The organism is Sulfitobacter sp. JL08, assembly GCF_003352045.1.
Lineage (GTDB): Bacteria > Pseudomonadota > Alphaproteobacteria > Rhodobacterales > Rhodobacteraceae > JL08.
Genome location: NZ_CP025815.1, coordinates 3,081,868 through 3,099,732 on the forward strand (window position 1 = coordinate 3,081,868; position 17,865 = coordinate 3,099,732).

At 60.0% G+C, this 17,865-nt stretch carries 18 protein-coding genes; 5 read left to right on the forward strand and 13 right to left on the reverse strand.

What is annotated here, in order from left to right:
- Positions 1-69: 69 nt before the first annotated feature.
- On the forward strand, positions 70-675 hold the full coding sequence (locus C1J05_RS15200; RefSeq protein ID WP_114870994.1) for a flavin reductase family protein: 606 nt from the start codon (positions 70-72) through the stop codon (positions 673-675).
- 259 nt (positions 676-934) lie between these two features.
- On the opposite strand, the gene C1J05_RS15205 is transcribed toward C1J05_RS15200, so the two are convergent.
- Both C1J05_RS15205 and C1J05_RS15210 read right to left on the reverse strand, forming a co-directional pair.
- Positions 935-2,239 (reverse strand): ferredoxin reductase family protein, encoded by a 1,305-nt coding sequence (locus C1J05_RS15205; RefSeq protein WP_114870995.1) that lies wholly within the window; start codon positions 2,237-2,239, stop codon positions 935-937.
- A gap of 75 nt (positions 2,240-2,314) precedes the next feature.
- Positions 2,315-3,943 (reverse strand): SulP family inorganic anion transporter, encoded by a 1,629-nt coding sequence (locus C1J05_RS15210; protein ID WP_114870996.1) that lies wholly within the window; start codon positions 3,941-3,943, stop codon positions 2,315-2,317.
- A 203-nt stretch (positions 3,944-4,146) separates the two neighbouring features.
- Here C1J05_RS15210 and C1J05_RS15215 point away from each other — a divergent pair, with 203 nt between their 5' ends.
- The 3 genes from C1J05_RS15215 to C1J05_RS15225 are packed head-to-tail and all read left to right on the forward strand — an operon-like array spanning position 4,147 to position 6,202.
- A complete protein-coding gene (locus C1J05_RS15215; protein WP_114870997.1) occupies positions 4,147-5,034 on the forward strand; it encodes an S-methyl-5'-thioadenosine phosphorylase in 888 nt (295 codons plus the stop codon).
- Positions 5,031-5,663 (forward strand): LysE family translocator, encoded by a 633-nt coding sequence (locus tag C1J05_RS15220; RefSeq protein WP_114870998.1) that lies wholly within the window; start codon positions 5,031-5,033, stop codon positions 5,661-5,663. The genes C1J05_RS15215 and C1J05_RS15220 overlap by 4 nt, the downstream gene beginning before the upstream one ends.
- Before the next feature lie 8 nt (positions 5,664-5,671).
- Positions 5,672-6,202: an adenine phosphoribosyltransferase gene (locus C1J05_RS15225; protein WP_114870999.1), complete on the forward strand. Its 531-nt coding sequence runs from the start codon at positions 5,672-5,674 to the stop codon at positions 6,200-6,202.
- 44 nt (positions 6,203-6,246) lie between these two features.
- Here C1J05_RS15225 and C1J05_RS15230 read toward each other — a convergent pair whose 3' ends face one another.
- From C1J05_RS15230 to coxB, 11 genes are all read right to left on the reverse strand, one after another.
- Positions 6,247-7,665 carry an FAD-binding oxidoreductase gene (locus C1J05_RS15230; RefSeq protein WP_114871000.1) on the reverse strand — a complete coding sequence of 473 codons (1,419 nt, stop codon included), beginning with the start codon at positions 7,663-7,665 and terminating at the stop codon, positions 6,247-6,249.
- A gap of 39 nt (positions 7,666-7,704) precedes the next feature.
- Entirely contained in the window at positions 7,705-8,523 is an 819-nt protein-coding gene (locus tag C1J05_RS15235) for an MBL fold metallo-hydrolase (RefSeq protein WP_114872353.1), read from the reverse strand.
- Positions 8,524-8,598: 75 nt separating this feature from the next.
- Positions 8,599-9,183 carry a GNAT family N-acetyltransferase gene (locus tag C1J05_RS15240; RefSeq protein WP_114871001.1) on the reverse strand — a complete coding sequence of 195 codons (585 nt, stop codon included), beginning with the start codon at positions 9,181-9,183 and terminating at the stop codon, positions 8,599-8,601.
- Positions 9,183-10,445, reverse strand: coding sequence for a M16 family metallopeptidase (locus C1J05_RS15245; RefSeq protein ID WP_114871002.1), 1,263 nt, complete (start codon positions 10,443-10,445; stop codon positions 9,183-9,185). Before C1J05_RS15245 ends, C1J05_RS15240 begins: the two co-directional genes overlap by 1 nt.
- A complete protein-coding gene (gene thrC / locus C1J05_RS15250; protein WP_114871003.1) occupies positions 10,442-11,833 on the reverse strand; it encodes a threonine synthase in 1,392 nt (463 codons plus the stop codon). Before thrC ends, C1J05_RS15245 begins: the two co-directional genes overlap by 4 nt.
- A gap of 4 nt (positions 11,834-11,837) precedes the next feature.
- Positions 11,838-12,515 (reverse strand): SURF1 family protein, encoded by a 678-nt coding sequence (locus C1J05_RS15255; protein ID WP_114871004.1) that lies wholly within the window; start codon positions 12,513-12,515, stop codon positions 11,838-11,840.
- A 119-nt stretch (positions 12,516-12,634) separates the two neighbouring features.
- Positions 12,635-13,438: a cytochrome c oxidase subunit 3 gene (locus C1J05_RS15260; RefSeq protein ID WP_114871005.1), complete on the reverse strand. Its 804-nt coding sequence runs from the start codon at positions 13,436-13,438 to the stop codon at positions 12,635-12,637.
- 23 nt (positions 13,439-13,461) lie between these two features.
- A complete protein-coding gene (locus C1J05_RS15265; protein ID WP_114871006.1) occupies positions 13,462-14,037 on the reverse strand; it encodes a cytochrome c oxidase assembly protein in 576 nt (191 codons plus the stop codon).
- A complete protein-coding gene (locus C1J05_RS21745) occupies positions 14,037-14,198 on the reverse strand; it encodes a hypothetical protein (protein ID WP_205388970.1) in 162 nt (53 codons plus the stop codon). Before C1J05_RS21745 ends, C1J05_RS15265 begins: the two co-directional genes overlap by 1 nt.
- Positions 14,195-15,142, reverse strand: a complete 948-nt coding sequence (cyoE, locus tag C1J05_RS15270) for a heme o synthase (RefSeq protein ID WP_114871007.1) — start codon at positions 15,140-15,142, stop codon at positions 14,195-14,197. Before cyoE ends, C1J05_RS21745 begins: the two co-directional genes overlap by 4 nt.
- A gap of 59 nt (positions 15,143-15,201) precedes the next feature.
- The gene (coxB, locus tag C1J05_RS15275; RefSeq protein ID WP_114871008.1) at positions 15,202-16,041 is read right to left on the reverse strand and encodes a cytochrome c oxidase subunit II; all 840 of its coding nucleotides are present in this window, start codon (positions 16,039-16,041) and stop codon (positions 15,202-15,204) included.
- A 217-nt stretch (positions 16,042-16,258) separates the two neighbouring features.
- Here coxB and tldD point away from each other — a divergent pair, with 217 nt between their 5' ends.
- Positions 16,259-17,701: a metalloprotease TldD gene (gene tldD, locus C1J05_RS15280; protein WP_114872354.1), complete on the forward strand. Its 1,443-nt coding sequence runs from the start codon at positions 16,259-16,261 to the stop codon at positions 17,699-17,701.
- Positions 17,702-17,865: the final 164 nt, after the last annotated feature.

The following is a 17,865-nucleotide window of genomic DNA, read 5'->3' on the forward strand; positions in this document are numbered from 1 at the left end:
TTTTCGCGCTTGGTGGTGGCCTTCGCCCCGACACGGCGCTAGGGATGGGGCAAAAGACAGGAGAGTGCAATGTTCTACCGCCCCGCCGATGGCCACGGCCTGCCCCACAATCCGTTCAATGCCATCGTGACACCGCGCCCGATCGGCTGGATTTCGACCCGTGGTGCGGACGGTTCAGAAAATCTTGCACCCTATTCGTTCTTCAATGCCGTGGCCTATGTGCCGCCGCAGGTCATGTTTGCCTCGACCGGGGCCAAACCGGATCGCGGCCCGACCAAGGACAGCGTTGCCAACATCCGCGACACCGGCGTGTTTTGCGTCAACATCGTGGAATATGAAATGCGCGATGTGATGAATGTCAGTTCGGGCACCTATGACAAGGACGTGGACGAATTTGACCGCGCCGGCATCGCGCGCACCGAATGCCGCGAAATTGCCTGTTCGCGCGTGTCCGATGCCCCCGCCGCGCTGGAATGCCGGCTGAACCAGATCGTGCCCCTGCTGGGGGAAAGCAACTTTCTGGTTCTGGGCGAAGTCGTTGGCATCCACCTGCGTGACGATTGCCTGAAAGACGGCCGCTTTGACGTGACAACCTATCAGCCGCTGGCGCGGATGGGGTATCGCGATTACACCCATGTGCGCGATGTGTTCGAGCTTAAACGCCCGGATGATTAAGGTTTCGGCGGCTTAGTTGCGCGCGAAAGGCCCGCAATTTTCCAATGATCAGCGCAATTTCCGCCATTCCGGCCGGCAGATCGCGCAGATGTTTTCGCATGCGAAACAAGCTAATGAACCGTTAAAGGTTAATTTTTGCAGGCCTTTCCGCCGCACACCCTAACGCAGCGCAAAGACGATCAGAACCAGAACCAGCGTGATGTTCAACGCGGTGATGGCGCGGGAAACGCGCTGGCGCAAAGGACGGTTTCGCGCAGACCTAATCATATTCGAACCGTTCCGACAGAATGCGCGAAGATGGCGTACCGCGCGCGATCAGGGCATCTTCGACGCTGTCCAGCATTGCCTTTGGGCCGCAGAGTACAAAAACCCAGTTTTTGAATGCATCCTCTGAAAACGCACGATCCAGCACCCCGGCATCGACATATCCGGTTTCCCCGGCCCAGCCTGTCGGCGGTTCGGACAGCACATAGGTGACATCTTCGCCATTCAGGTCACTTTGGCAGGCGATCTGCTGTTCTGTCCGGTTGGCGTAGATCAGCTTGCGCTGGCGCGGATCACCGGTTGCGCGCATCTGCCGGATGATCCCCAGCAGCGGCGCAATCCCCACCCCGCCTGCAATCAGCGCCACACCGGGTTCATCGCGCCCCGAAACCGAAAGGTTGCCATAAGGCCCGTCAAGATAGGCGCGCGTGTCCGGCCTGATCTGTCCGATTGTGTCGGTGAAATCACCCAGTTCCTTGATCAGAAAAGACATATCAGGCCCTTGAGCGGGGGCGGAACTGATCGAAAACGGGTTTTCCTTTAGGGAAAAGGTACTGTTGCCGACATTCAGCCAGACAAACTGGCCCGGCTCATAGGTCATGCCCGCATGCCCTTGCGGTGAAAGTGTCAGCTCCCATTGTTTGGGTGTCATCTGAACAACCGATGTAACGCGCCACGGCAACCGGCGCTGTCTCAGCGGAACAATCAGGTAGACATAGACCAGTGATCCCGCCGCGACGGCCGTCATTGTGCCCCATAGCCAGACCAGTTCGGGCTGCGACCCATAGCGCCCCGCATAGATGGTGTGATGAAACAGCAGCAAGGCGATTACCAGCGCCCCCAGCCCGTGCATCAGCCGCCATGTTTCGTATTTGTAATCCAGTTGCGTGCGCGCGATGGCCAGTAGGACAAGGCTGGGCAACAACAGGAATGCAGCGATGCCGGTGACCAGATCGGAAAAATCGGTAGTGAGTGTCATCCGCCGCATCGGATCCCATGGCCGCACGCCCCCTGCGGGCGAGCCAGCGTAGAGAAACGGGTGCAGCAGCGCAAAGGCCAGCGCGGTGCGCGCCATCATCTGATGAAACCGCATCGTCACGTCCATGCCGATGCCTTTGGATATGCTTTTGAAACGGCCCGACAGTACGAATTCGGTCAGGATGATCGAAAACGCCAATATCCCAAGACCCGAGGCGAGTTCCTGCCGGAAAGGGCGCGGCGCACCCCCGACCGCCCAGGACAGTATCAGGGGCAGCGTGACCGAAATGGCATAAAAACCGATAAGAAAGAATGGCTTCATGCGCGCCAGTCTACACAGACGCCCGCACCCGGATATGATCTGGCTCAAGCGCGGGTCAGGGCAACTCAGCGCGGATCAGTGCCCGCCAAGAATCCCCGTGCGCACGGAATAATTCACCGCAAGTTCGTAATCGGGGTCATCATCGCTGTCGACCATCAGGTGCCCCGCCTTCTTCAACAGACGGTGGCAATCACGGCTGAGGTGGCGCAACTGGATCTGTTTGCCCTGCCCTTCGTATTTCAGCGCCACGGCTTCGATCGCCTGAAGCGCGGACTGATCCACAACGCGGCTGTCGGCAAAATCGACAATCACCAGATCAGGGTCGGATTTGGGATCGAACAGTTCGGCAAACCCGTCGCTTGACCCAAAGAACAATGGCCCCTGAACGCGGTATACCTTGGCGCCTTCGTCGGAAATGAATGTGTTGGCGTGAATGCGGCGCGCATTGTTCCACGCATAGGCCAGCGCCGACACGATCACCCCGACCACGACAGCCACGGCAAGGTCCTCCATCACCGTGACAACCGTGACCAGACCGATCACGAACGCATCCATTTTCGGCACGCGGCGCAGGATGGTCAGCGAATTCCACGCGAATGTCCCGATGACCACCATGAACATGACGCCGACAAGCGCCGCCAGCGGGATCAGTTCGATCACCGAGGATCCGACCAGAATGAACAGCAACAAAAACAGCGCCGCCGCGATGCCCGCAACCCGCGTGCGACCTCCCGATTTCACGTTGATCATCGATTGTCCGATCATCGCGCACCCGCCCATACCGCCAAAAAACCCGGTGACGGTGTTGGCCACGCCCTGGGCGATACATTCCTGGCTTGCCCCGCCACGCCGCCCGGTCATTTCCCCGACAAGGTTCAGCGTCAGCAGGCTTTCGATCAGGCCGATGGCGGCCAGAATAACCGCGTAAGGCAGGATGATCTTGAAGGTTTCAAAGGTCAGCGGCACCATCGGGATGTGCAGGCTGGGCAGCCCGCCCTTGATCGAGGCAAGATCCCCGACGCGGGGCACATCAAGCCCGAATCCGATCACCACTGCAGCGACAATCCCGATACCCGCCAAAGGCGCCGGCACGATGCGCGTGATGCGCGGCATCACCCAGATGATCGCCATCGTCGCCGCCACCAGCGCCAGCATCATATAAAGCGGCATCCCCGAAAGCCATTCGCCACCCGACATGCCGTGGCCTGTATCCACCATCGTGCCCGGCACCTTGAACTGGCTCATCTGGGCCAGAAAAATAACGATCGCCAGCCCGTTCACAAAGCCAAGCATCACCGGATGCGGCACCAGACGGATGAATTTGCCCCACTTCATGATCCCGGCAAACATCTGCAGCAGCCCCATCAGCACCACGGTCGCAAACAGATATTCGACGCCGTGCTGGGCCACCAGCGCCACCATCACAACGGCCAGCGCCCCGGTGGCGCCCGAAATCATCCCCGGACGTCCGCCGATCAGCGCCGTGATCAGCCCGACCAGAAACGCGGCGTAAAGGCCCACCAGCGGGTGGACACCCGCGACAAACGCAAAGGCCACAGCTTCGGGCACAAGGGCCAGTGCAACGGTCAGGCCGGCCAGAATTTCAATGCGCAACCGGTCCAGTGTCAGCCCGTCTTCGGGCATCCAGCGCAGATCGGGCATGGCAATATGCGTGGCAAACGAGGCCAGAATGGCTTTTTTCATCGGACGATCCTGTAGGGATTGGGGCTAAGCGCTCGCGCGTCCTTAGACGGAACCGGGCCGGAATGATACCTTTTGCACGCGGGATGCTGCCATGCGCCTGACGCATAGCGCCGTCTGACCGGCCAGAAACCCGCCCGGAACGGGTTGATTTCCCCCCGCCAACCCATCACGATCCGGCGCAAACACAATCACCGGACCGGATCATGACAGCATCAGACCTACGCACCCGACTTGCCGTGATCGGCGGGTCCGGCGTTTACGATATCGACGGCTTGAAAGATGCCGAATGGGTGGATGTGGACACCCCTTGGGGCGCGCCTTCGGATGCGATCCTGACCGGTACGCTGGACGGGGTTGCCATGGCGTTTCTGCCCCGCCACGGGCGCGGCCATGTGCACAGCCCGACGACAGTGCCCTACCGCGCCAATATCGATGCCCTGAAACGGCTTGGAATGACAGACGTGATCAGCGTCAGCGCCTGTGGATCGTTCCGCGATCATATGGCACCGGGCGATTTTGTCATTGTGGATCAATTCATTGACCGCACTTTTTCACGTGAAAAGTCGTTTTTTGGCACCGGTTGCGCGGCGCATGTATCGCTGGCCCATCCGACCTGCCCGCGCCTTGGTGACGCCTGCGAAACCGCCGCGAAAACCGCCGGTGTCACCGTGCATCGCTGCGGCACCTATCTGGCGATGGAAGGGCCGCAATTTTCCACCATCGCCGAAAGCCGGATGTACCGCGAAAGCTGGGGCTGTGACGTGATCGGCATGACCAACATGCCCGAGGCCAAACTCGCCCGCGAGGCGGAATTGTGCTACGCCTCGGTCGCCATGATCACCGATTACGACAGCTGGCACCCCGATCACGGCGCAGTGGACATCAGCGACATCATCAAGACCCTGACCGGCAACGCCGACAAGGCCCGCGCGCTGGTGGCGCAGCTGCCGAACCTGCTGGGCAAAAGCCGCGCGCCCTGCCCGCACGGCTGTGATCGCGCGCTGGAATATGCCATCCTGACCGCCCCCGAGGCCCGCGATCCGGCGGTCCTTTCGAAACTGGATGCCGTTGCAGGGCGGGTGCTGGCATGAGCCTTGATCTCTGGCTGGCCTTTGTCGCCGCCTCGACCGCGCTGTTGCTGATCCCAGGACCAACGGTTCTTCTGGTGCTCAGCTATGCGCTGTCCAAGGGGCGCAGCGTGGCTGTTGCATCTGCCGCCGGTGTCGCACTGGGTGATCTGGTGGCGATGACCGCGTCGCTTCTGGGTCTGGGCGCGCTGGTGCTGACCTCGGCCACGCTATTCACGGTGCTGAAATGGGCCGGTGCCGTCTATCTGATCTATCTGGGTGTCAGAATGCTGCGCTCTGCGCCCTCAAGCGGGCTGGGCACGGTCGTGACAAAAGGCGATGTCAGTGCGCGCGGCGTGTTTGGCCATGCGGCGGCGGTGACAGCGCTGAACCCGAAATCCATCGGCTTCTTCATTGCCTTCGTGCCGCAGTTCCTGCGCCCGGATGCACCGCTGGCGCCGCAGTTCATTATCCTGATCGCAACCTTTGTCGGCCTTGCGGCACTCAATACGCTGGCCTATGCGCTGCTGGCCGACCGGCTGCGCACCACCATTGCACGGCCCCGCGTGATCACGTGGCTGACGCGCGGTGGCGGGCTTGCCCTGATCTCGATGGGTCTACTGACCGCAACCCTGCGCCGCACAACCCCTTAAGGAACATCATGAAAACCGTTCAGGACTATATCCGCACCATCGTCGATTTCCCCCATGAAGGCATCCTGTTTCGCGATGTCACCACGCTGTTTGCCGATCCGCGCGGCTTTCGCATGGCGGTGGACCAGATGCTGCACCCCTATGCCGGATTGCGCATCGACAAGGTCGTCGGGCTGGAAGCGCGCGGCTTTATCCTTGGCGGCGCCATCGCCCACCAGCTAAGCGTCGGGTTCGTGCCAGTGCGCAAGAAAGGCAAACTGCCCGGCCCGGTGATCAGCGAGGAATATACCCTGGAATACGGCGAGGCGGTTGTTGAAATCCACGATGATGCGATCCAGCCCGGCGAAACCGTTCTGATTGTCGACGATCTGCTTGCAACCGGCGGCACAGCCGAGGCCGGGATCAAACTGATCGAACGGCTGGGCGGCAAGATCCTCAGCTGTGCCTTTGTAATCGACCTGCCCGATCTGGGCGGGCGCAAACGGCTTGAGGCACTGGGCATGGATGTGCACGCACTCTGCGCCTTTGAGGGTGTGTAACCCCTGCTTCTTTTTGCTAGAAATACGGGAAACCCGCACCGCCCTTAACGGGCGCGCAACACCGCGCCGGGGTTCATGATGCCGACGGGGTCCAGTGTGGCCTTGATCGCGCGCATCGTGGCAAGTTTGACCGGATCGCCATAGCGTTCCAGATCGTCGACCTTCAGTCGTCCGATCCCGTGTTCGGCGCTGAACGATCCGTCCATTTCCTGCACCAGATCATGGATCGCCTGTTTGATCGCATCGCGCTGGTTCTGGTGATCATGTTTGGTTTTTCCAGGCATCGGAAACACATTGTAGTGCAGGTTGCCATCCCCCAGATGGCCAAAACTGTTGATCCGGAAACTGCCGATCGCGGCAATCCGGCCGGCGCCTGCGCGAATGAAATCGGGGATCGCGCCGATGGGCACGGAAATATCGGAACTGACGATCGCACCGATGCGGCGGTTGGCTTCGGGGATGTGTTCGCGCACGGACCAGAGCGCGCGGCGCTGCCCTTCGGATTGGGCAATGGTGCCATCCACGACAGCGCCGGCTTCCGCCGCGCTTTCGAACAGGGTTTCCAGCGCCTGTGCCGGATCCAGCCCCTGCGCCAGACCGACCTCGATCAGAACGCTCCATTCGGGCGGGTCGGCAAAAGGCTGGCGCAGATCGGGCAGTGTTTCGCTCAGGAATTCAAGGCCCTGACGATGGATCAGTTCAAAGGCGCTGACCCCTTCGCCCATTTGCGCGCGCGCCAGCGCCAGCAGTTCTATCGCCGCTTCGGGCGACGGGACGACCATCATCGCGGTGCCGGTTCCGGCAGGGCGCGGGGAAAGTTTCAGCGCGGCGGCGGTGATCACGCCCAATGTGCCTTCGGATCCGATCAGCAGGTTGCGCAGATCATACCCGGTATTGTCCTTGCGCAGGCGTGACAGCCCGTTCCAGATCGACCCGTCGGGCAACACCGCCTCGATCCCGAGGCACAAATCGCGGGTATTGCCATAGCGCAGCACGTTCACGCCACCGGCATTGGTGGCCAGATTGCCCCCGATCCGCGCCGATCCTTCGGCCGCCAGCGACAGCGGAAACAGCCGGTCCGCGGCTTCGGCCGCGGCCTGCACATCGGCCAGAATGACACCCGCCTCGACGATCAGCACGTTTTCCAGCGGGTACAGCCCGCGCACCCGGTTCATCCGCTCCAGCGACAGGATCACCGGCGCAGGCCCGTCAGGCAACACCTGCCCGCCGACCACGCCTGTGCCACCACCATAGGGGATCACGCCAACACGGGCGGCACCGGCCTCGCGGATGATTGTGGCCACCTGTTCGGTATTGTCCGGACACAGCACAAGCCCTGCCTGCCCTTCGAACTGGCCGCGCGGTTCTTCCAGATAATGCGCCGCAGAATCGCGAAACACATCCTGCGGCAGAAGGCTGCGCAGATGATCACGAAACAGGTCTGTGGCGGGGGCAAGGCTCATGCGTCTTTCAAAGCGCGCCGGCGGGAAAAACGCAAGCCGCTATTCGGTGTCACGCAGCCATTCGGGCTGCAACACGATGATCGTCGGACGGTTCGGCAGATCGCGCAGCGAAACCGTCAGCGCGGAACTGTCGCGCCGTTCGATCGCGAATTCGTCTGCCATGCCCACCAGAAACGCATCCAGCGCATAGGTGCTGAACCAGTGCATCGGAACAACGACAGATGATTTCAACCGTTTCAGCACCCGCGTCATCGTCGGCAAATCCAGCGTATAACCGCCATCGACCGGTGCCATCACCACATCCAGACGCCCCAGCGCAGCATATTGCGCATCATTGGGTTCGTGATGCAGATGGCCCAGATGGCCGATGCACAGGCCCGCCACCTCGAACACGAAAATCGAATTTCCGTTATCTTCGCGCCCGCCGAATTGCGACCGGATATCGGTGGATACGTTGCGCACCAGCATCTCGCCCAGATCAAGATGATGGTCGATGCCTTCACCGAACGGCCCCCACCCTTCCAGAACATGGGGAATCGCCGGATCGGGATAGGCCGTCCAGTGCGTATCATGGGCATGGTTCATCGTGACCACGTCGGGGATCAGGGGCACATTGCCGACAAATCCGGTAAAATCGGTCACGGCGTTCAGCCCGCCTTGGGTCTGGATCAGAAAACTGGCATGGGCGATGTATTGCAGGCGAACCGAAAAATCCGGCACCGGCGCGCGGTAGCTGGCTTGGTGGAGGTATTCGATCTGCGGATCGGCTTGCGCAATGGCAATACAGTGGCTTGGCCGGCGGTCCTGTGCGTTGGACGCCGTTGCAATCAGCACAAAAAGCAGGATCAACCGAAGCAACATGACTGAAAGATAGCGCAGCGGCGGGACAGGTCTAGGGGGAAGTGTAAAACACCTGAGCTTGATAGCGGGGTTTTAGCCCGCTTCGGTCTTGCCGCGCCGGTCGCTGCGCAGGCATGCATAAAGCACGTGGGTGCGCCAGCGGCCATCGATCTGCAGATAGGATTGCGCCACGCCTTCATATTTGAAGCCTGACCGTTCCAGCAACCCGCGCGAGGCGACGTTTTCAGGCAGGCAGGCGGCTTCGATGCGGCTGAGGTCCAGTCGGTTGAATGCGTGATGCACAACGGCCAGAATCGCCTCGCGCATGTATCCCTGACGGATAAAGGGCTGGCCTGTCCAATATCCCAACGTGCCCGCCTGCGCGGGGCCACGGCGGATGTTATCAAGGGTGATCGCGCCCAGCAGAACCTGATCGGACCGGCGGATCAGGAACAGCGGCACAGCCGAACCGTTGTTGACAGAGCGTTGTGCCCAATAGACGCGATTGGTGAAGCCCTTGCGCGACAGATGATCCTGCGCCCAGCTTGGCTCCCATCTGGTCAGGAAATCCTCGCTTTCGCGGCGCAGACTGGTCCATGCGCGAAAATCCGAATGGGTCGGCGGGCGCAGCGTCATACGCTCGGTTTCGATCTTCAGCTTGCGCTTGGCCAGCAGCATCAGGCAGCGCGCCGTCCCTGCAGTTTTTCCAGATCGGGGGCTTTCTGCACCGGACCGTAAAGCGCCATGGCTGCGCGGGCGGCGGTGGCCATGTGGCCTGCAAAATCGCGCACATCCCCGGTTGTCACCGCGTCAATGCGCTGCACGACTTCGTCCAGATCAGGCACGCGATCCCAGATCTGGATCATGCGGGCCAGACGTTCGGCGCGGTTTGAGGGGCTTTCCAGCCCCATCAGCATACCGGCCTTCATCTGGGCGCGGGCGCGGGCCACTTCGGCCGGGCTCATGTCGTCGGCGGCGCGTTTCATTTCATCCACAGTGATTTCGGCCAGTTCACCGATCTGACCGGCACTGGTGCCGGCATAGATCGTGGTCATGCCGGTATCGGCATAGGCCCCGGCCTGCGCAAAGATCGAATAGCACAGACCGCGATGTTCGCGCACTTCCTGAAACAGGCGCGAAGACATGCCGCCACCCAGAACGCTGGCATAGATCTGCGCCACATAGATTGCGTCATCACGATAGCCCGGGCTTTCAAAGGCCAGCGCAAAATGGGCCTGTTCCAGATCCTTGGTACGGCGCACCTCGCCTCCGGAAAAGGCGGCGGGCGAAATATCAAAGGATGGCGTTGGCGTCAGGTGCCCGAACAGGATTTCGGCCTCGCGCACGAGGGCATCATGATCCACGGCCCCCGCTGCTGACAGGATCATCTGGTTGGGCCCGTAATGTTCGCCGACAAAGCCGGCCAGATCCTCGCGGGTGAATGCGCTGACACGTTCGGACGGGCCCAGAATGGTGCGCCCGATCGGCTGACCCGGATAGGCCTTTTCCTGCAACCAGTCAAAGATCACATCATCCGGCGTATCCAGTGCCTGGCCGATTTCCTGCAGGATCACACCGCGTTCTATTTCGATCTCTCCCGGTTCGAATACCGGGTTCAGAACGATATCGGCGATCACATCCAGCGCCAAGGGCACATCGTTTTCCAGAACCCGGGCGTAGTAGGCGGTGACTTCGCGGCTGGTATAGGCATTGATGTACCCGCCCACGTCTTCAATGGCTTCGGCGATCTGCAAGGCACTGCGCCGCTTTGTGCCCTTGAACGCCATGTGTTCAAGAAAATGCGCGATGCCGTTCTGTTCAACCCGTTCGTGGCGTCCACCTGCCGTGACCCAGATCCCGATCGAGGACGACTGCAGGCCCGGCATGTTTTCGGTGACGATGCGAAACCCGTTCGCCAGAGTGTGTTGTTGTACTGTCAATGTCTGATCTGTCCTCTGACAAAAGCTTCGAGCGCGGCCAGATCGTTGCTGATCCGCGTCACCCGTTCCGGCCTGTCATACAGGTCTGCCATGCGCGGGGGAAGGGGTGGACGTATTCCTGTTGCCGCCTCGACTGCATCGGGGAATTTGGCGGGGTGCGCCGTGGCCAGCGTGATCATCGGTGTTGCGGGATCGCGCAGCGCGTTTGCAACCTTGACGCCCACGGCGGAATGCGGGCACAGCAATTCGCTGCTGCGCGCCAGTTCCGCGGTGATAGTGGCCGATGTTTCATCTTCCGAGGCGCGCCCGGACTGGAAGGTATCCTGCAACATCTGAAGCGCGCCCTGACTGACGTCGAATCCGCCACCGGATTTCAGTTCGTCCATCAGTTGCGCAACGGCATTGCCATCGCGCCCGTAGGCATCAAACAGCGCCCGTTCGAAATTGGAACTGACCTGAATATCCATCGACGGGCTGATCGACGGGTGCACCGTACTGGTGTGATAGCCCTGTCCTTTCAGGCAGCGATCCAGAATGTCGTTCTGGTTGGTCGCGACAACCAGTTGATCAATGGGCAGCCCCATTTTCTTGGCGATGTATCCGGCGAATATATCGCCGAAATTTCCCGTCGGCACAGTAAAGCTGACGCGGCGGTGCGGCGCGCCAAGGCCGACTGCGGAGGTGAAGTAATAAACCACCTGAGCCAGCACGCGCCCCCAGTTGATCGAATTCACACCGGCAAGCCGGACCTCGTCGCGGAAGGTGAAATCGTTGAACATATCCTTCAGGCGGGCCTGACAATCATCAAAATCGCCATCGACCGCAAGCGCATGCACATTGGCCTCGCCCGGTGTCGTCATCTGGCGGCGCTGCACTTCGCTGACGCGGCCATGGGGATAAAGGATGACCACATCGACAACGTCCAGCCCCTTGAACGCCTCGATCGCGGCAGAACCGGTATCACCGCTGGTGGCCCCGACGATGGTCACGCGTTCACCGCGCCGCGCCAGTGCGGTCTGGAACATCTGGCCGATCAGTTGCATGGCGAAATCCTTGAACGCCAGCGTCGGGCCGTGAAACAGTTCAAGCAGGAAATGGCCGCTGTCCAGCTGCACCAGAGGCGCGCGGGCGGCATGGCCGAACCCGGCATAGCTGCGCGTGATGATATCGCCGAATTCCGTATCGGTGAACGTATCGCCGACAAAGGGGCGCATCACGCGATAGGCGACATCTTCATAGGAAAGACCGTGCAGGGCGGCAATATCGGCCTGATCCATCTGCGGGATCGTTTCGGGCACGTACAATCCGCCATCGCGTGCAAGGCCGGTCAGCATTGCGTCTTCGAAACTTAAAACAGGCGCGTGTCCACGGGTCGAGATGTAGCGCAACTTTTCAGCTTTCCGGTTTTGAGCGCATCGAGCGCATGAAAAAGAAGGTCATCGCCAGCCAGATGGCGGCCAGCGAAAACCACGTGATGGCATATTGCAAGTGATCGTTTGGAATGCCAGCACTGTCGACCGGCAAAGGCGTTACAGAAGGGTTCGGTTCCGAAATGGTGCGCGCAATCAACAATACAGGGTCGGTGCCCAGTACCTGCGCCAGCGCGGGCACATCGCGGGCAAACCATGTATTGCCTGCCAGATCGGGCGCGGGCGTGTAGCTGTCAACCTCGTCCGGCCAGTGCAGATTGCCTCTGACGCTGATCGGCCCTGTTGTGCGGGTGTTGTTTTTGGCGGCATCGCGGACAAAGCCGCGATCCAGCAGGATGCGGCGGCCATCGGCCAGTTCATAGGGTGCAATGATGCGGTATCCCGGCCCGACATCCTTGATCGACACCAGCACATGCGCTTCGCCCGGCAGGATTGTGCCCTGCGCCTGCACCGGCAGGTATTTGTCAGTTGCGGGATAGGGTGTGGCAGGCACCGCCACCGGGTTTGCTGTAATCCGGCTGTCAATGTCAGCCAGCACACCCTGTTTCCAGTCGAGCCGCTGAAGTTGCCAGGTGCCAAGCCCGATCAGGATCGCGGCCCCGATCAACCCGAACGTCAGCAAGAACACCCAACGGCGCATATCAGATCAGGCCCCCCCGCCCGACAAAGGAAAAGCGCGCAAGGTCAGATGCCTTGCGCGCTTTGCTTGATAATCGTCTGCGGCGCGGGATCAACCCGCAATCCGCTTTGTCGGGCAGATCAGATGCCCCAGATGTAGACCGCAAAGAACAGGAACAGCCACACCACATCCACAAAGTGCCAGTACCAGGCCGCCGCTTCAAAGCCGACATGCTTTTCCGCCGTAAAGTGGCCCTTCATCGCACGGAACATACAGACCGCCAGAAAGATCGTACCGATGATCACGTGCGCGCCATGAAAGCCTGTGGCCATGAAGAAGTTCGAAAAGAACTTGTCGCCGCCGAACTGCCAGTCTTTGTCGACCAGAAGGTGATAATATTCATAGGCCTGCACGGCGGTGAACAGCACACCCAGAACAATGGCCAGTGCCAGACCGTTGATGACATCCTTGCGGTTGTCTTCGTGGACAAGCGCATGGTGCGCCCATGTGACCGCACAGCCCGAAAGCAGCAGCAGAAGCGTGTTGATCAGTGGCAGTTCAAACGCGTTCACCTGATAGAATTCCGCAGGAACATAGGTGCTCCCGACATATTCGTTCATCGGATAAAGCGCATGTTTGAAGAACGACCAGAACCATGCGGCAAAGAACATCACTTCGGACATGATAAACAGGATAAAGCCGTAGCGCAGGCCGATCCGCACAACCGGGGTGTGATCCCCGACGCGGCTTTCTGCCACCACTTCCGACCACCAGCCGAACATCACGTACAACACAGCCGCAAGCCCCGCGAGAAACAGGAACGGCGTAACATCATGCATCCAGAGGACCGCACCAAAAAGCATGGCAAAGCCACCCAGCGATCCGAGCAATGGCCAGATCGAGGGGTTCAGAATGTGGTAATCGTGGTTTTTTTCGTGCGCCATGTTTGTGTCCCTCACCTTACGGCTTAGTTTAAGTTTGTTGTGGCCTGATTGTCCAAGGCGGCATAGCCTTCGGGCAGGTCAATTTCGTAGAACGTATAAGACAGAGTGATCGTATGCACGTATTTTGCATCGCGATCGGTTACGATTTCCGGATCGACAAAGAATGTCACCGGCATCTGCACCCGTTCACCGGGTTGCAAAACCTGTTCCTCGAAGCAGAAACACTGGATCTTGCTGAAGAACCCGCCCGCTTCGTAAGGTGTGACGTTGTAGCTGGCCGATCCCGCCACCGGTTTGTCGGTCGGGTTGTAAGCCTCGTAAAAGGCCAGACCGGTTTCGCCGATGCGCAGTTCCATTTCACGCTGCACCGGTTTGAATTCCCAAGGCATGTTCTTGTTGATCGATCCGTCGAACCGCACCGTAATGGTCTGGTCCAGAATCTCGTCAGACCCCGTTGTCGCAACATCGGTGGTTCCGCCAAATCCGGTGACACGGCAGAACCAGTCATAAAACGGCACAGAGGCCCAGGCCAGCGCGCCCATGAACACGACGACGGATACGGTCTGCAAAACGGTTTTCTTTGGTCCCTGCAACGCCATTAGTTCTGAACCTCCGATGTGGGAAGGGCGAAATCGCCCCGTGTGACCTTGACGAATGTCAGCCCGAACACGACGACGATAAAGCCGACCAGCACCAGCGCCACGCCCAGATTGCGGCCAAAACGGCGCTTGTGAATTTCATGTTCCGTGTGAAAGCTCATCCCCAGCCCCCCAGACCGAACGGCGCCAGCGCCGCTTCCAGCAGGATGGCGACGAAATGGGCGAACAGATACCACAGCGACAGCCGGAAGAATTTGCGTTCGACGGCAAAATTGTCGGCTTCGGATTGTGTTTCGTCACGGCGCCAAATCTGCACGGCCCCGCGCAGGAACAACAGATTCAGCACCAGCGCGACCGACAGATAAATCGGGCCGCCAATGGCCGAAAATCCGGTGCCCACCGCCAGGATCGACAGCAGAACGGTATAGACCAGAATATGCGTGCGCGTTGCGCGCCGTCCGTGTGTCACCGTCAGCATGGGCACGCCCGCATCGTCGTAATCCGAGCGCATGAACAGCGCCAGCGCCCAGAAATGTGGCGGCGTCCACATGAAAATCAGCGCGAACATCAGCCACGGTTCGACAGCCATTGACCCGGTGGCGCAGACCCAGCCGATCACCGGCGGAAACGCCCCCGCGGCGCCGCCGATCACGATGTTCTGCGGTGTCGAACGTTTCAGCCACATCGTGTAGATGACGGCATAAAAGAAAATGGTGAACGCCAGAAACGCCGCCGCCAGAAGATTTGCGGCAAGCCCCAGCATCATCACGGCAAGACCCGACAGCGCCAGACCGATGGCCCGCGCTTCGCCCGGTTCCACTTTGCCAGCGGGAACGGGGCGGTTGGCTGTCCGGCGCATCACGGCGTCGATATCCGCATCCCACCACATATTCAGCGCACCCGATGCCCCTGCCCCAACCGCGATAAACAGGATCGACGAGAAGGCAATCATCGGATGCACCTGCACCGGCGCGGCGAGCAGACCGACCAGAGCAGTAAAGACCACAAGCTGCATGACACGGGGCTTCAACAGCGCAAAATAATCGCCAAACGACGCCTCGCCCGGGTGGGCTGTGTCTTTTGTGTTGATGCTTGCATCACTCATCAGGCAGGTCCGATCATCAGGTAAATCGCGGGGCAAAGACCGCCCCGCTGATCCGAAGGTCAGTTAGACGCGACAGTGATCGCGCGCGGCACGCCGGCATATTCGTCGATCGCGCCGTCCAGCCATTCCTGATAGGCCTCTTCGCTGACCACTTTGACCGTGATCGGCATATAGGCGTGATCCTTGCCGCACAGTTCAGAGCACTGGCCGAAATAGATGCCTTCCTTGTCGGCGGCGAACCAAAGTTCGGCCAGTCGACCGGGTACACCATCCTGTTTCACGCCAAAGGCGGGGATCGTCCAGGAATGGATCACGTCGGCGCCTGTGACCTGCATCACAACGGTTTTGCCCACCGGCACGACAACGGCCGTATCCGTCGCCAGCAGGTATTCGTCATCACTGTAGCCATATTCAGCAAGAGAGGCGCGATCCAGCATGAAGCTTTCAAAGCCGAATTCGTGATCGACATATTCATAGCCCCAATACCACTGGTAGCCGGTGACTTTGATGGTCACGTCTGCCTCGGGGATTTCCTGTTGCTTGAACAGGATCGGCAGCGACCATGCGCCGATGGCCACAAGGATAAAGACCGGGATGATCGTCCAGGCGATCTCGACCGGGGTGTGGTGGGTAAAGGTTTTTGGCGTCGGGTTTGATTTGCGGTTGAACCGCACCATCGCGTAGATCATCAACGCCGTCACGAAAACCGTAATCGCGGTAATAACGACCAGAATCATGCCGTCCAGCCATTGCAGATCCCGCGCCAGTTCGCTGGCCGCAGGCTGGAACCCCATTTTACCGTCGACCGGCGCGCCGATAATCTCAAGACCTTCCTGAGCGAAGGCGGGAAGAGTGGAAAGGCCGGCAAACAGGCCGGTAAGCATGGCTAGGTTTTTCATCTTTGTTCCTGATCAGTTGATCACTGTTGGTCGCATTATTATATCGGTCAAGGCATCAGTTCCACGCGTCAGTTTACCCCCGCGATGATTGCCCGTTGTCTTGTTCATGCTTACAATCATATTCTGATGCACAGATAAAGCCATAAGCTTGCGTCAAACAGACGCTATTTTCATCCCTCCAAAACGACAGGGCAGCCTTGAAATGCAGGATACCCCGATGAAAAACGACAAAAATGCTGCAAAGGCGGATGTGTTTGCCCCGTTTGAGACCGCGTTGGACCGCGACGAGGCGCTGGGTATTTTGCGCGATGCAACACAAGGCGCCGACGACGGAGAGTTGTTTCTGGAGCGTCGCCGGTCAGAAGTTCTGTCCTTTGATGATGGGCGCATTCGGGCCGCCAGCTATGACGCGTCCGAGGGATTCGGCCTGCGCGCGGTCTGTGGCGAGGTTTCGGGTTATGCCCATTCCACCGAAATCAGCGCCGCCGCCCTGCGCCGCGCGGCGCAGACCGCACGGCTGGCCGTGGGCGATGGCGGCGCGGTTTTGGACACCGGGCCGGCCCACACAAACCGCAAGCTTTATACAGATGCCGATCCGATTGCCGGCGCGGCATTTCCCGTCAAGATCGAAACCTTGCGCGACATCGATGCCTTTGCCCGCGATCTGGACAAACGGGTGGTGCAGGTATCGGCCACCCTGGCCGCAAGCCTGCAAGAGGTCGAGATTTTGCGCCCCGACGGGCTGATCGTGCGCGATGTTCGCCCGATGAGCCGTGTGAATGTATCGGTGATTGTCGAGGAAAACGGACGCCGCGAATCCGGTGGCGCAGGGGGCGGTGGGCGTGTCAGCCTTGATGGCGTGATGGACCCTGCCGACTGGCAGGCCAATACCCGCGAGGCGCTGCGCATTGCCTTGGTCAACCTTGAGGCGGTTCCTGCCCCTGCAGGCATCATGGATGTGGTGCTGGGCAATGGCTGGCCCGGTATCCTGTTGCACGAAGCCGTCGGGCACGGGCTTGAGGGGGATTTCAACCGCAAGGGCAGCAGCGCCTTTGCCGGTTTGATGGGCCAGCAGGTGGCCGCGCGCGGCGTGACCGTTCTGGATGACGGCACGATCCCGGACCGGCGCGGCAGTATTACCGTGGATGACGAAGGCACGCCATCAGCCAAAAACGTGCTGATCGAAGACGGGATTCTGGTCGGGTTCATGCAGGACCGCCAGAATGCGCGCCTGATGGGCGTCACCCCCACAGGCAACGGACGGCGCGAAAGCTATGCCCATACGCCGATGCCACGGATGACCAATACCTATATGCTGGGCGGGGATGCCGACCCGGCCGATATCGTCGCCGATCTGAAGGACGGGATTTACGCGGTCGGCTTTGGCGGTGGTCAGGTCGACATCACCAATGGAAAGTTTGTGTTTTCCTGCACCGAAGCCTACCGCGTGCAAAACGGCAAGATCGGTGCGCCGGTCAAGGGCGCCACACTGATCGGAGACGGGGCGACCGCGTTGAAACGCATCCGCGCCCTTGGCAACGATATGGCGCTGGATCCGGGTATGGGCAATTGCGGCAAGGCCGGTCAATGGGTGCCGGTGGGTGTGGGCCAGCCGACTATGATGATCGGTGGTTTGACGGTGGGCGGATCGGAGACTTAAATCCCGCGATCGGGTCTTGACCAGTCGTGATTGCGCCCTTCCTTATTCTGCGGCCTTACCATATGAGATGGTTTAGTTCTTTCAAGTTTAAAGCGGCGAGCTTGAACCCTGAATCGTGGGATTCCCATTGGCTTTGATTTGTGACTCACCCTGATTGGGAGGAT